Annotated in this window: 16 protein-coding genes and 1 pseudogene; 6 read left to right on the forward strand and 11 right to left on the reverse strand. The window is 54.4% G+C overall.

The window, feature by feature from the left end; translation table 11 throughout:
* Positions 1-51 precede the first annotated feature (51 nt).
* Both BJ887_RS04335 and BJ887_RS04340 read left to right on the forward strand, forming a co-directional pair.
* On the forward strand, positions 52-1,467 hold the full coding sequence (locus tag BJ887_RS04335) for a DNA cytosine methyltransferase (RefSeq protein WP_121339369.1): 1,416 nt from the start codon (positions 52-54) through the stop codon (positions 1,465-1,467).
* The gene (locus tag BJ887_RS04340) at positions 1,448-1,939 is read left to right on the forward strand and encodes a very short patch repair endonuclease (protein ID WP_121339371.1); all 492 of its coding nucleotides are present in this window, start codon (positions 1,448-1,450) and stop codon (positions 1,937-1,939) included. Before BJ887_RS04335 ends, BJ887_RS04340 begins: the two co-directional genes overlap by 20 nt.
* Here the strand turns inward: BJ887_RS04340 and yedA are convergent.
* Positions 1,911-2,825 carry a drug/metabolite exporter YedA gene (gene yedA / locus BJ887_RS04345; protein WP_020883329.1) on the reverse strand — a complete coding sequence of 305 codons (915 nt, stop codon included), beginning with the start codon at positions 2,823-2,825 and terminating at the stop codon, positions 1,911-1,913. The two genes, BJ887_RS04340 and yedA, sit on opposite strands and share 29 nt — an antisense overlap.
* Positions 2,826-3,003: 178 nt before the next feature.
* Here yedA and BJ887_RS04350 point away from each other — a divergent pair, with 178 nt between their 5' ends.
* From BJ887_RS04350 to dgcQ, 3 genes are all read left to right on the forward strand, one after another.
* Positions 3,004-3,915: a DUF808 domain-containing protein gene (locus BJ887_RS04350; protein ID WP_020883330.1), complete on the forward strand. Its 912-nt coding sequence runs from the start codon at positions 3,004-3,006 to the stop codon at positions 3,913-3,915.
* 78 nt (positions 3,916-3,993) lie between these two features.
* Positions 3,994-4,176, forward strand: a complete 183-nt coding sequence (locus BJ887_RS04355; protein ID WP_014170745.1) for a YodC family protein — start codon at positions 3,994-3,996, stop codon at positions 4,174-4,176.
* Positions 4,177-4,249: 73 nt separating this feature from the next.
* Complete coding sequence (dgcQ, locus tag BJ887_RS04360) at positions 4,250-5,950, forward strand: cellulose biosynthesis regulator diguanylate cyclase DgcQ (RefSeq protein WP_121339372.1); 1,701 nt, start codon at positions 4,250-4,252, stop codon at positions 5,948-5,950.
* Here dgcQ and BJ887_RS04365 read toward each other — a convergent pair.
* Both BJ887_RS04365 and yodD read right to left on the reverse strand, forming a co-directional pair.
* The gene (locus BJ887_RS04365; protein ID WP_044857332.1) at positions 5,935-6,735 is read right to left on the reverse strand and encodes a mannosyl-3-phosphoglycerate phosphatase-related protein; all 801 of its coding nucleotides are present in this window, start codon (positions 6,733-6,735) and stop codon (positions 5,935-5,937) included. The two genes, dgcQ and BJ887_RS04365, sit on opposite strands and share 16 nt — an antisense overlap.
* Before the next feature lie 302 nt (positions 6,736-7,037).
* Complete coding sequence (gene yodD / locus BJ887_RS04370; protein WP_008500310.1) at positions 7,038-7,265, reverse strand: YodD family peroxide/acid resistance protein; 228 nt, start codon at positions 7,263-7,265, stop codon at positions 7,038-7,040.
* Positions 7,266-7,394: 129 nt separating this feature from the next.
* Here yodD and dsrB point away from each other — a divergent pair, with 129 nt between their 5' ends.
* Positions 7,395-7,583 carry a protein DsrB gene (dsrB, locus tag BJ887_RS04375; protein WP_020883333.1) on the forward strand — a complete coding sequence of 63 codons (189 nt, stop codon included), beginning with the start codon at positions 7,395-7,397 and terminating at the stop codon, positions 7,581-7,583.
* A gap of 104 nt (positions 7,584-7,687) precedes the next feature.
* Here dsrB and rcsA read toward each other — a convergent pair whose 3' ends face one another.
* The 8 genes and pseudogenes from rcsA to fliL form a co-directional block, all read right to left on the reverse strand.
* The gene (gene rcsA, locus BJ887_RS04380) at positions 7,688-8,311 is read right to left on the reverse strand and encodes a transcriptional regulator RcsA (RefSeq protein ID WP_008500313.1); all 624 of its coding nucleotides are present in this window, start codon (positions 8,309-8,311) and stop codon (positions 7,688-7,690) included.
* A 278-nt stretch (positions 8,312-8,589) separates the two neighbouring features.
* Positions 8,590-9,391 (reverse strand): annotated as a pseudogene (gene fliR / locus BJ887_RS04385) (flagellar biosynthetic protein FliR).
* A 7-nt stretch (positions 9,392-9,398) separates the two neighbouring features.
* On the reverse strand, positions 9,399-9,668 hold the full coding sequence (gene fliQ, locus BJ887_RS04390) for a flagellar biosynthesis protein FliQ (protein WP_008500315.1): 270 nt from the start codon (positions 9,666-9,668) through the stop codon (positions 9,399-9,401).
* 9 nt (positions 9,669-9,677) lie between these two features.
* A complete protein-coding gene (fliP, locus tag BJ887_RS04395) occupies positions 9,678-10,415 on the reverse strand; it encodes a flagellar type III secretion system pore protein FliP (protein WP_008500316.1) in 738 nt (245 codons plus the stop codon).
* The gene (gene fliO / locus BJ887_RS04400) at positions 10,415-10,789 is read right to left on the reverse strand and encodes a flagellar biosynthetic protein FliO (protein WP_025203802.1); all 375 of its coding nucleotides are present in this window, start codon (positions 10,787-10,789) and stop codon (positions 10,415-10,417) included. Before fliO ends, fliP begins: the two co-directional genes overlap by 1 nt.
* Positions 10,790-10,791: 2 nt before the next feature.
* A complete protein-coding gene (gene fliN / locus BJ887_RS04405) occupies positions 10,792-11,205 on the reverse strand; it encodes a flagellar motor switch protein FliN (protein ID WP_014170738.1) in 414 nt (137 codons plus the stop codon).
* Positions 11,202-12,206 carry a flagellar motor switch protein FliM gene (gene fliM, locus BJ887_RS04410; RefSeq protein ID WP_014170737.1) on the reverse strand — a complete coding sequence of 335 codons (1,005 nt, stop codon included), beginning with the start codon at positions 12,204-12,206 and terminating at the stop codon, positions 11,202-11,204. Before fliM ends, fliN begins: the two co-directional genes overlap by 4 nt.
* A gap of 4 nt (positions 12,207-12,210) precedes the next feature.
* Positions 12,211-12,681: a flagellar basal body-associated protein FliL gene (gene fliL, locus BJ887_RS04415; protein WP_020883336.1), complete on the reverse strand. Its 471-nt coding sequence runs from the start codon at positions 12,679-12,681 to the stop codon at positions 12,211-12,213.
* Between the last annotated feature and the right edge of the window lie 19 nt (positions 12,682-12,700).

Below are 12,700 nucleotides of genomic sequence, written 5' to 3' on the forward strand. Positions count from 1 at the left end.
TCTGTTTCCAGTCTTTATTCTCCGGTTAAAAGAATGCAGGAAAATCGATCAGTGAGTGAGCCCGCGCCAGAGCAGGCTGAGAAATCAACGGCAACGGTACAGGCTTTATTGCGCCAGCTGCTGGATATCTATGATGCTAAAACGCTGGCGAATCAGCTGGTGGCGCACGGTGAGAGCCACTGGAGCCCGGCAATCCTGAAGAGACTGCTGACCAGCGAGCGGGCAGGGCAGCGTCTGAGTGAGGGCGAGTTTCGTTATCTGCAAAACCTGCTTCCGCGTCCTTCAGCCGCGCACCCAAACTATGCCTTCCGTTTTATCGATCTGTTTGCCGGCATTGGCGGCATTCGACACGGGTTTGAGGCGATTGGCGGGCAGTGTGTGTTTACCAGCGAGTGGAACAAACATGCGGTCCGTACCTACAAAGCCAACTGGTACTGCGATCCCCATGAACACCGTTTCAACGCCGATATCCGTGATGTTACGCTGAGCCACAAAAGCGGCGTGAGTGATGAAGAGGCGGCTGAGCACATTCGCCAGTCAATTCCGGCCCATGATGTCCTGCTGGCGGGCTTCCCGTGCCAGCCTTTCTCGCTGGCCGGCGTGTCGAAAAAGAATGCCCTCGGACGCGCCCACGGTTTTGCCTGCGATACGCAAGGCACGCTGTTCTTTGATGTTGTCCGCATTATCGATGCCCGTCGTCCGGCGATTTTCGTGCTGGAGAACGTCAAGAATCTCAAGAGCCATGACGGCGGAAAGACCTTCCGCATTATCATGCAAACGCTCGATGAGCTGGGGTATGACGTAGCGGATGCTCAGCATATGGGCGCGGATGACCCGAAAATCATCGACGGTAAATATTTCCTGCCGCAGCACCGCGAACGCATTGTGCTGGTTGGTTTTCGCCGCGACCTCAACCTGAAGGGGGATTTTACCCTGCGGGATATTCCCTCTTTATATCCTGCGCGTCGCCCAACCGTGGCCGACCTGCTGGAGCCTGTCGTCGACGCGAAATTTATCCTCACCCCGGTGCTGTGGAAATACCTTTACCGCTATGCGAAAAAACACCAGGCCAAAGGCAACGGTTTTGGCTTCGGGATGGTTAATCCGAACGATCCGCACTGTGTGACGCGCACGTTGTCCGCTCGCTACTATAAAGATGGCGCAGAGATCCTGATCGACCGGGGCTGGGACAAAGCGCTGGGGGAGAAAGAGTTTGACGATCCCGATAACCAGCGTCACCGTCCGCGCCGCTTAACGCCGCGTGAATGCGCTCGGCTGATGGGGTTTGAGACCCCGCAGGGGTACACCTTCCGCATTCCGGTGTCGGACACCCAGGCTTATCGGCAGTTTGGTAACTCGGTGGTCGTTCCCGCGTTTGCGGCGGTGGCAAAACTGCTGGCCTCCCGCATCAGACAGGCCGTGGCGTTACGTGAGAGTGAGGCCGTCAATGATGGATGTTCACAATAAGGCGACGCGCAGTAAAAACATGCGTGCCATCGGCACGCGTGATACCGCCATTGAAAAGCGGCTAGCCGGGCTGCTGACCGAGGCGGGGTTTGATTTCCGCGTGCAGGATGCCGCGCTTGCGGGCCGTCCGGATTTCGTTATCGATGCGTATCAATGCATCATCTTTACCCACGGCTGTTTCTGGCATCACCACGACTGCTACCTGTTTAAGGTTCCCGCGACGCGTACGGATTTCTGGCTGGAGAAGATTGGCAAGAACGTTGCGCGGGACAACCGTGACCTTAGCACGCTTCTCGCGCAGGGCTGGCGGGTGTTGATTGTCTGGGAGTGCGCGCTGCGCGGCAGATTAAGACGTACCGATGCCGACCTGACAGAACGGCTGGAAGAGTGGATCTGCGGCGGCGGGCAGGCCGCGCAGATCGACACCCAGGGTATTCACCCGCTTACGGTTTCTCCACCTCACACGGCGTAACAACCGGCTTCGCAGGAAGCAGATATTTCCCCAGCGTTACCAGCACAACGGCAAAGACAATCACGCCCAGCGCCAGCCATTCCACCGGAGATAACGTTTCGCCCGCAAAGCTGGTGCCCAGCAGTACGGCAACCACCGGGTTCACGTAAGCGTAGCTGGTCGCGATCGCCGGCGAGACATTGCGGATCAAGAACATATAGGCGTTAATGGCGATGACAGAGCCAAATAATGCCAGGTAACCCACGGCCAGGAAGCCCGAAAGGTCCGGCATGGCTGTCAGTTTTTCGCCCGTCAGCGTTGAGGCAATCAGCAGCACAATTCCCGCCGCGAGCATCTCAATCGCGCCCGCCATCATGCCGGTCGGTAGCTCAATTCGTGAACCGTATACCGACCCAAATGCCCAGCTCATGGAGCCGATCAGGATAATCACTGCGCCCCACGGATTTCCGCTCAGGTTACCGCCGCTGTTGAGCAGGATGATCCCGGCAAGCCCGATCCCAATCCCTACCCATTCGAGCTTGCGGGTGCGGATGCCGAAAAGACGGCTAAAGCACAGCGTAAACAGCGGGACGGTCGCGACCACGACGGCGGCAATTCCGGACGGCACGTTCTGGTGCTCGGCGACCGTCACAAACCCATTCCCTATGGCCAGCAGTAGCAGGCCAATCAGGGCGGCATTGAGCATCGGGCGAAGCGGAGGCAGCTTATGGCCCCGTAACAGCAGGAAGGCCATCAGTAACACGCCCGCCGAGAGAAAGCGTACGCCCGCCATCATGAGCGGCGGCCAGCTTTCTACGCCGATACGAATGACAAAGTAGGTGGAACCCCAGATGATATACAGCGAAAAAAGTGCCCCAATGAGCGGTAGCAGTTGCCGGAAACGCATAATCCCTCGCGACAAAATGAAAAGGTCGCTGACAGTAAACGCCAAAACTATCGGGCTGGCGAGCCCTTTAATTGTGTAGTTGATGTGAATTTTTTGTTGACGCGAGGTGCCTGTTTCCGGGTTTACACTTTTGCTCCATACTATTCACTTAATTACCAAAAAAAGAAGGAATGAGATTTTGGCAGGAAGTAGCTTATTAACATTACTGGATGATATTGCCACCTTACTGGATGACATTTCGGTGATGGGAAAACTGGCGGCGAAGAAAACCGCCGGGGTTCTGGGAGACGATTTATCGCTCAACGCCCAGCAGGTGAGCGGCGTTCGGGCCAACCGTGAATTACCGGTGGTATGGGGCGTAGCGAAAGGCTCATTCCTGAATAAGGTGATCCTGGTGCCGCTTGCGCTGCTGATCAGCGCGTTTATCCCATGGGCGATCACGCCGTTGCTGATGATTGGCGGCGCATTTTTATGCTTCGAAGGCGCTGAAAAGATCCTGCACTCGTTCGCCGCACGTAAGAACAGCGACACGCCGGAAATGCGCCAGCAGCGTCTTGAGGCGCTGGCCGCGCAGGATCCTAAAACCTTCGAGCGTGATAAGGTGAAAGGTGCCATTCGTACCGACTTTATTCTGTCGGCGGAGATCGTGGCCATTACCTTAGGTATTGTTTCTGAAGCACCGCTTCTGAACCAGGTCCTGATCCTCTCCGGGATCGCCATTCTGGTCACGGTGGGGGTGTACGGGCTGGTGGGGCTTATCGTTAAGCTGGATGATATCGGCTACTGGCTGGAAGAAAAATCGAGCGCTATCGCCAAAGGTATCGGTAAAAGCCTGCTGGTAACCGCGCCCTGGCTGATGAAGAGCCTGTCAGTGGTTGGCACGCTGGCGATGTTCCTTGTCGGAGGCGGTATTGTGGTACACGGTATCGCGCCGCTGCATCATGCTATTGAACATTTCGCCTCGGCGCAGGGCAGCATAGTGGCGGCAATTCTGCCCACGCTGCTTAATCTTGTGCTGGGCTTTATCATTGGCATTATCGTGGTTGGGGCCGTAAAACTGGTCGAAAAAATCCGCGGAACGTCGCACTAATTGTTACCTGTTGCGGGGTGCAAAAAGATCATTCCTCGTCTAAATTGAAAACGTTTCACCCTGATACAGGAGGCAGGTATGGTCTTTTTGGTCAGTGATGAAGTTAAGCCTAAGAAGGGCGGCCCACGTATGATTGTCACCGGGTATTCCAGCGGTATGGTGGAATGCCGGTGGCACGACGGTTATAGCATCAAGCGGGAAGCGTTCCGTGAAGATGAGCTTCAGCCGGGAGACGGGCAGCGCAAGCGAGACAAGGCTTAATGACATAACGCCCGGCTTTGCCGGGCGTTTTTACCTTCCGTATCCGGCGTCGGGCAGTAATCAGGGAGTGTGTGTGCAGCGCGAGACCTTTGTTGTAAGACGATCTTTTCTGCAATGGCTGCATATGCGTAGCAATCCGGGGTTGATTGTTAATCTCTGTTTTCTCATCGTACTGATATTTTCCACGCTCCTGACCTGGCGAGAGGTGGTGGTACTGGAAGATGCGTATATCTCCAGCCAGCGTAATCATCTGGAAACGGTAGCCACTTCGCTGGACCGGCAGTTACAGTACAGCGTGGATAAAATGCTTTTTTTCCGCAAAAGCATGCGTGATGCCATCCAGACGCCGCTGGCCTTTGATGTCCTGTATGAAGCGATTTCACGCTTTAACGCCTTTCGCACGCGCCCCAGCTGGCAGCTCGCCGTTGATAAAAAACGCACTCTCCCCATTAACGGCGTGTCGGATGCGTTCGTCGAAAAAACCACGCTGTTGAATCGTGATCCTGAGCGTATCAGCAATGAAATTTCTGCCGCCCTCGAAGTGGGGTATTTACTCCGACTGGCGTCCTCGGTGGGGCAAAGTGAAGAGCGGGTAATCTATGCGTCACGCGCCGGGTTTTACCTTGCGACGGACGCGCCTGAACAGACGAGTGATATTAGCCAGCGCTATTACTATCTGGTTACCCAGCCGTGGTTTACCCAGCAGTCTGAACGTAACAATCACGCTCGCGCGGTGCGCTGGTTTATCTCCAGCCCGTCGTCCTGGACCGGTGGTGAACGGATGATCACGGCCAGCGTGCCGATCTATTTTGACCATTACTGGTATGGCGTTGTGGCGATGGATTTCTCATTGAAGACCATGAAACATCTGCTGGAAGAGGCAACGCAAGAGCGTACAGAGGGGGAATATCAGCTGTACGACACCCGGCTGAATATGATTGCCACGTCAGAAGAGGCCGGCAGCCTGGTGAACCGGTTTGACGAACGCGAAACGGCGCAGATAGCACACGCAATCGAGAACGATACCGGCGGGGGGATCCGCCTCGGAAGCCGCTTTATCAGCTGGGAGCGGCTCGATCACTTCGATGGTGTGATTTTACGCGTTCATACCCTTCATGAAGGCGTGAAGGGGGACTTCGGCAGTATCAGTATCGTGCTGGCGCTGCTCTGGGCACTCTTCACCGCCATGCTTCTTATCTCGTGGCTGGTTATCCGCCGGATGGTCAGCAATATGTACACGCTTCAGCACTCTTTGCAGTGGCAGGCCTGGCACGATCCGCTCACCCGCCTGAATAACCGTGGTGCCCTGTTTGAGCGTGCCAAAATGCTGTCGGAAAAATGTCGGCAGCAGTCGCTGCCGTTCTCGGTGATTCAAATCGATCTCGACCATTTTAAAAGCATTAACGATCGCTTTGGCCATCAGGCCGGGGACAAAGTGCTTTCCCATGCCGCGGGCCTGATTGGCAGCGCACTGCGCAAGAATGATGTTGCCGGACGCGTGGGTGGGGAAGAGTTCTGCGTGGTACTGCCCGGCAGCGGGCTTGAAGAGGCGAGGGGGATTGCGGAACGCATTCGCTCACGCATCAACAGTAAAGAGATCCTGGTGAAAAAGAGTACCACCGTGCGTATCAGTGCCTCACTGGGGGTAAGTAGCGCCCAGGAAAAGGACAATTACGATTTCGAACAGCTGCAGTCAGTGGCGGATGCCCGGTTGTATCAGGCCAAGCAGTGCGGGCGCAACCGGGTGTTCTGGCACGATCAGGATAAGAAGTGATCCAGCCCCTCCTGCCAGCCCGCGGGTCCGGGCTGTTGCGTGTGGTACACCCGGGCGGGGTTATCGTCACGTAACGTGATGCCCTGCCGGTTAATGCCCTTAATCACCACGGCGTAGTCCACGCTGTCCAGCAGCGGGGCATCATTTGGACCATCGCCGAGCCCCAGGGTGACCGGCACGATGCCTTCCCGCGCACGGTACTGCTCAATCAGCCAGTCAACCGCAACGTCTTTACCGCAGCGAGCATCCAGAACATGCCAGAAGCGGGCTCCCTGCAGGCATTTCAGGCCGCACTGCGCCAGCGCCGCGTCAAATTGCGCCATTTTTTCATCGCTGTCGCGCCAGATGAGCGTGACGGAGGCTTCGTGTCGGCGCGCGAGGGTCGAACGATAGCGCGTCAGCCCCGTCCACTCGCTGATAACCCGTTCGTCGACGTCATCAAAGGTGGTGAATTTAAAGCCCCGCTGCTGGCGAATCTGGTCGATCAGCGGTCGAATGTCACGGTGCGTCATCCCCCTGATGTGGCGTTGACCTGTCTCCCAGCGCACGTCGGGCTGAATCACCGCGCCATTCTCAGCTATGAAGGGTAACCCCTCCAGACCCAGATCCTGCTGGATATCCAGCATTTCTGCCGCGGTCTTGCTGCTGCAGAGAATAACCGGCACCTGATTATCCTGGAGGGTGTCCAGCCAGGGCATGGCCGGTTGCCACTCGTACGTATGAATATCGAGCAACGAGCCGTCGAGATCGGAAAAGATCAGCAGGCTATCCTGCAGTGAAGGCATAACGACTCCTGATAACTGACAAACTGCCACCTAAGAATATTCCTAAAAAAATTCCTAATGCTTAAGTCAGGCAAAAGGGTCTCTCTCCTGCCAAACCCGCATGCAGCGCATGTTGTCCCTCATAACTAAATTTATTATGTACCAAATATTATATTCGCCATGAGAATATATGCTTGTCATACAAAATGGTTGAGGATAGTGTTTTGTGTACATCAGATTTCCTGGTGTAACGAATTTTCAAGTGCTTCTTGCATAAGCAAGTTTTGATCCCGGCCATCCCCATGACCGGGATTTTTTTCGTCCTAACGATTTGCTTCAGACACGCTAAAATCGTGTATATCAAGCTCGAAGGCCTCCGCCAGTTCACGGTAGGTGTGATAATCCCTTCCGTTCACAATGACCCTGTCTGAATTGTCGTCTGAACGACGGACTTCTGACTCACTGATCTCATTGATGGCGGCCAGCAGGGCATCGACATCCACCTCAACCTCGCGTTTGATGGTGTCGCTGTACTCTTTGTCGGTCTTCATTACGGGGTACCTCATTTTGCCGTCTCCAACCGTAAGTATAGACTGCGCACAAAAACGCCATTCACACCGGGCAGCGATGCCAGTTAAGGCGTTTTGTTCTACACTGGCTCAAAACCAGAGGAGGAACGTATGAAGGTCAACGATCGGGTAACCGTTAAAACGGACGGTGGGCCGCGCCGCCCGGGTGTGGTCCTGGCAATTGAAGAGTTTAGTGAAGGCACGATGTACCTGGTATCACTTGAAGACTACCCGCTCGGCATCTGGTTTTTTAACGAACTGGGACACCCGGATGGCATCTTTGTAGAGAAAGCGCAATAGCATGGCGTCGGGTGGCGACTGGCACGCCCGACACTGTCCACAGAAGCAAAAATCTCTGGCCAGGCCAGAGATCAAAGGTAGGGTGCAAAGGGTTTTTTTAGCGACTAACGCATGTTGACGAAAATCCCGTTCGTCACATTATCGGTGAGGCGTACCACGTGATAGATCACTTGCTTATTATGCGTTTTAATTTTCCTTTTAATATTTCCTTTATGTGACGAAACGGTTTTGGCTTTAATATTCATCTGGTCTGAGATCTGAATAGTCCCTTGCCCTGCCATCCACATTCGCAGCATGCTTGATTCAGTCCTGCTTAATGATAGGGTGGGTAAGTTAACCGCTCCTACATTTTTAACTTCTTTATTCAAATAATCACCCAGAATGTCATCCAGCGACTCTGGTTTAATCGATTTAGAACTGATCAATAAATTTTTACGAACCAACAAATACTCATCGAAATGGATATTCGCGATCGCCATAAAAACAATAAACAGGGTTTTTGGATGCTGATTAATGATTTGCTTAATGTGCTGACTGTTGGCTGGATCGTGAATGAAACAGTCCTCATTAATAAACACCACGCCTGGTTTAAGTTCGTCACAAGCGGCTGCGAGTTCGTCAACGGTGTGTGCATCGTTGATGTCTCTCTTTCTTACCCCTCTGCTTGCCAGGTACCCGGTTAACCCTAGCCGGGTGTAGCTGCATAAATCCATAATGATCGTTGACATGGCATACCCTCACTCAATGCGTAACGATAATTCACCATCTGCCTGAGAGCTCATAACAGCCATACGGGATGGAAAAAATTAATAAACCTGTGAGCATGACAAAGACTTTCAGGCGGACTCACTATCCCGTAAAGTTACGTATAATTTGCCAGGAATCTTCTTAAAGTAAAGTAAATATTAAGTATTGTGAGGTGGTTAGAAACAATTAAACCCCGTCAGATATATCCTGGAAGATGTTTTTCACGTTTTATTTTAGGAATATCCTCAGAAAGACAATATCAACTGTGAGGGCTATTATTTACGCGGTAGCTCACTGACAATATCTGCTAACAGATTGAATATCTCGCCGAATAAGTGCTCACAGAAGGGGGCGATAAGGGGCATCAGTAATGACATTAATAAAATACCGACCGTCAGCGTCAGCGGAAAACCAATGACGAACACCGAGAGCTGCGGTGCCATTCGGTTGAGTAACCCTAAGGCGAGGTTCACGGTCAGCAGCAGGGTGATAATCGGCAGCGCCAGCATCAGGCCGTTCAGGAAAACAAGCCCGGCCGCACGCGTAAGCGCCAGAAACGCGTTGCTGTTCACCGGGTTTTCCCCAATCGGCAGCGTATGGAAAGTATCCACCAGCATGGAGATCAGCCACAGATGGCCGTTGAACGACAGGAACAGCAACATGGCGAGCAGATCGATAATGCGCGCCAGCACCGGCATGTTGAGGTGGCTGCCGGGATCCACAAACGTGGCGAATGATAAACCCATTTGCAGGCCAATCAGTTCGCCGGCGGTCCGCACGGCCGCGAAGGCAAGCTGCATGGTAAAGCCTACGGCCACGCCAATCATCACCTGTTGCAGTGCAACCCACACCGCTTTCGCCGAGAAGATCGGAATATCCACGGGCGGGAGAGAAGGGGCGACGATAATGGTGATGATGATGCCCAGCCCCACTTTGACGCGCTTGGGTATCGTTTTCTCACTGAGAATGGGGGCCGTTGTAATCAGCGCCAGGATACGCAGCATCGGCCAGAAATAGACGCCAAGCCATTGAACCCACTGGTCACTGGTGAAGTGCAGCATCGTCGGGTCAGCCGATGATGTACGGCAGATTGGTAAACAGGTTGCGCATGTAGTCCAGCAACAGGTTCAGCATCCACGGCCCGGCAACGATAATCGCCACGAACACGGCGATGATTTTTGGGATAAATGACAGCGTCATTTCGTTAATCTGCGTGGCGGCCTGCAGGATACTGATAATCAGACCGGTCACCAGCGCGACAAGCAGTAACGGCGCGGCAACGGCTATCGCGATTTTCATCGCTTCCGTGCCCATCATCATGACCGATTCTGGCGTCATTACGGCTCCTTAACTGTAGAAACTCTGCGCCAGCGAACTGACCAGCAGTTGCCAGCCATCGACCAGGACAAAGAGCATGATCTTAAAGGGCAGGGCAATGGTGGCCGGGGGCACCATCATCATCCCGAGCGCCATCAGAACGCTGGCGATCACCAGATCGATAATCAGGAACGGAATAAAGATGGTAAAGCCAATCTGAAAGGCCGTTTTCAGCTCACTGGTGACATACGCAGGCAGCAGAATACGCATCGGAACGGCTTCCGGTCCCTGAAGCTCGCCGGTATTGGACAGGCGGGCGAAGAGTGCCAGGTCCGCTTCCCGGGTCTGGCGGAGCATAAACTCCCGCAGCGGCTGAGCCCCTTTATCGAGCGCCTCCTGCATGGAGATTTTATCTTCGCTAAACGGCTGGTATGCGTCGGTATAAATCTTGTCGATAACCGGCGACATAATGAAAAAGGTTAAAAACAGCGCCAGACCCAGCAGTACCTGGTTAGGCGGCGCGGACGGGGTGCCCAGCGCATTGCGCAGCAGACCAAAGACGATGATGATTCGGGTGAAGCTGGTCATCATCAGCAGGATCGCCGGAATAAACGTCAGCGAGGTGATGAAAACCAGCGTCTGCACCGGCAGAGACCAGCTTTGCCCGCCGCCTGCAAGAGGGGTTGAGACCAGACCGGGCAGTTGCGCGTAAACCGCAGGGGCAAACAGGCCGACGCCCGCAAGCGTAAGGGATAACAAACGGCGCATCAGGATCTCCCGGAACGCTTAAGCAAACTCTTCATGACGGACTGAAAATCCGCAGGGACTTCTGCGCGCTCGTCACCCGTTGCCGGGGCTGGCGGCAGTTTATGCAAGACGTTGATGCTGGAGGCAGTCACGCCCAGCACCAGCCGTGCATCTTCCACATCGACAACGACCACGCGCTCGCGTGGCCCCAGTGTCGTGCTGGCGCTGACCTTCAGACCGCGGGTGCCGGCGGTTTTACCCGCCAGGCCGAAGCGCTTCGCCAGCCATGCGGCGATAAGAATAAAGGCAATAATACCGAGCAACGCGCCACTCACCTGGAGCAGCGGAGAGCCGGGAACGGCAGAGGGCTGTGATATTGTTGCCTGGGTTTTCATGCTTAACGGCTCAGACGACGCATACGTTCAGATGGCGTAATAATGTCGGTGATGCGCACGCCGTATTTATCGGCAACCACCACGACTTCACCCTGGGCAATGAGATAACCGTTGATCAGAATATCCAGCGGTTCGCCGGCGAGACCGTCAAGGGCCACCACGGAACCCTGCGTCAGACGCAGCAGCTCTTTAATGGTCATGCGGGTGCGGCCCAGTTCCACGGTCAGCTTAACCGGGATATCCATAATCAGATCAATATCCTGCAGCGTACCGCTGACATCGCCGCCGCCGAGCTGCTGGAACACAGCATCCGCTGCACTTTTGGCCGGAGTCGTTTTTTGCTCGTTTAACGCGTCAGCCCACAGATCGTCCAGTGCTCCGCTGTTTTCATCGGACGGATTGTTCATGTCACTCATTTGGGCTGTTCCTCATTCAGCGAATTCAATATCGGGTTGATCAAGTGCTCAACGCGTAACGCATACTGACCGTTAATTGTGCCGTACTGACTTGTCAGCACGGGGACACCATCCACATGGGCAATAATGCGGTCGGGTTTTTCTATCGGCAAAACATCGCCGGGTTGTAATTTCAGGATCTGGGATAAGCGCAGCGGGATATCCGCGAAGCTCGCCACCAGCTCAAGCTGAGAATGCTGAACCTGACGCACCAGGTTTTCACGCCAGTTCTGATCTTCGTTGCGTGAGTTCTCAAGCGGCGGGTTGACCAGCAGTTCACGCAGCGGTTCGATCATGCTGAACGGCAGGCAGATGTTGAACTCACCGGTCAGGTTACCGATCTCCACATGGAACGGGGTATTCACGACGATATCGTTCGGGGAGGTGGTGATATTGGTAAATTTCACCTGCATCTCAGAACGTACGTACTCCACTTCCAGCGGGTTAATCGCTTTCCACGCGTCGCTGTAAGATTCCAGCGCCAGCTTCAGCATGCGGTTGATGACGCGCTGCTCGGTGTGGGTAAATTCACGCCCTTCCACTTTGGTTGGGAAACGCCCGTCGCCACCAAACAGGTTATCCACCGCAATGAACACCAGGCTTGGCGAAAACACCACCAGACCTGTGCCGCGCAGCGGTTTCAGGTGGATCAGGTTAAGGTTCGTTGGCACCGGCAGGTTGCGGGCAAACTCATGATACGGCTGGATGCGGATCGCACCGACCGTGATATCCGGGCTACGACGCAGCAGGTTAAACAGCCCCATACGGAACTGACGTGCAAAACGTTCGTTAATGATCTCCAGCGCCTGCAGACGTTCACGTACTACGCGGCGCTGGGTATTGGGATCATAGGGACGAATATCGCTATCGCCGCCAATACCCGGTTGCGGATCATCGTTCTTATCGCTGTCGCCGTTAAGAAGCGCGTCGATTTCTGCCTGAGAAAGAATACTGTCGCCCATGTCGTTACCGCAGTATGAAGGCTGTATACAGAACGTCAGTGACTTCCTGCTTGGGTTGACCGTTTACCAGCGGGGTCGCCAGCGTCTGTTTAATGGCGTCGACCAGCTTTTGCTTACCGTCATCGGTAGCAAGTGTAGAGGCGTCCTGACGAGAGAACAGCAGCAGCAGACGGCTACGCACTTCAGGAAGATAATCATTCAGGCGCGCACGCGTGGCTTCATCTTTCAGGCGTAACGTAATACCCACATACAGCACACGATCCGCATCACCCAGATTCACGGTGAAGGTATCCAGTGGGAAGAATACCGGTGCCGGCGGAGGAGGCGGTTCGGCTTTGGCTGCAGCGGTAGAAGGTTCCTGCTGCATACGCCAGTAACTATAGCCCGCGGTAGCGCAGGCGGCGAGCGTGATTAACACCAGCAGCGGGATCCAGATGGAACGCTTGCTTTTTTTGGTGATCGCGGAGTCAGTCATCTGATACGAGCTTCCTGTT

The organism is Enterobacter sp. WPR_3_1 (genome assembly GCF_003635055.1).
GTDB lineage: Bacteria > Pseudomonadota > Gammaproteobacteria > Enterobacterales > Enterobacteriaceae > Enterobacter > Enterobacter ludwigii.

Coding starts and splice junctions, on each gene's coding strand:
- BJ887_RS04355 (WP_014170745.1), top strand. CDS start 3,994: ATGGTCTTTTTGGTCAGTGATGAAGTTAAGCCTAAGAAGGGCGGCCCA.
- fliM (WP_014170737.1), bottom strand. CDS start 12,206: ATGGGCGACAGTATTCTTTCTCAGGCAGAAATCGACGCGCTTCTTAAC.
- fliN (WP_014170738.1), bottom strand. CDS start 11,205: ATGAGTGACATGAACAATCCGTCCGATGAAAACAGCGGAGCACTGGAC.
- dsrB (WP_020883333.1), top strand. CDS start 7,395: ATGAAGGTCAACGATCGGGTAACCGTTAAAACGGACGGTGGGCCGCGC.
- rcsA (WP_008500313.1), bottom strand. CDS start 8,311: ATGTCAACGATCATTATGGATTTATGCAGCTACACCCGGCTAGGGTTA.
- yedA (WP_020883329.1), bottom strand. CDS start 2,825: ATGCGTTTCCGGCAACTGCTACCGCTCATTGGGGCACTTTTTTCGCTG.
- fliQ (WP_008500315.1), bottom strand. CDS start 9,668: ATGACGCCAGAATCGGTCATGATGATGGGCACGGAAGCGATGAAAATC.
- fliP (WP_008500316.1), bottom strand. CDS start 10,415: ATGCGCCGTTTGTTATCCCTTACGCTTGCGGGCGTCGGCCTGTTTGCC.
- yodD (WP_008500310.1), bottom strand. CDS start 7,265: ATGAAGACCGACAAAGAGTACAGCGACACCATCAAACGCGAGGTTGAG.
- fliL (WP_020883336.1), bottom strand. CDS start 12,681: ATGACTGACTCCGCGATCACCAAAAAAAGCAAGCGTTCCATCTGGATC.
- BJ887_RS04340 (WP_121339371.1), top strand. CDS start 1,448: ATGATGGATGTTCACAATAAGGCGACGCGCAGTAAAAACATGCGTGCC.
- fliO (WP_025203802.1), bottom strand. CDS start 10,789: ATGAAAACCCAGGCAACAATATCACAGCCCTCTGCCGTTCCCGGCTCT.
- BJ887_RS04365 (WP_044857332.1), bottom strand. CDS start 6,735: ATGCCTTCACTGCAGGATAGCCTGCTGATCTTTTCCGATCTCGACGGC.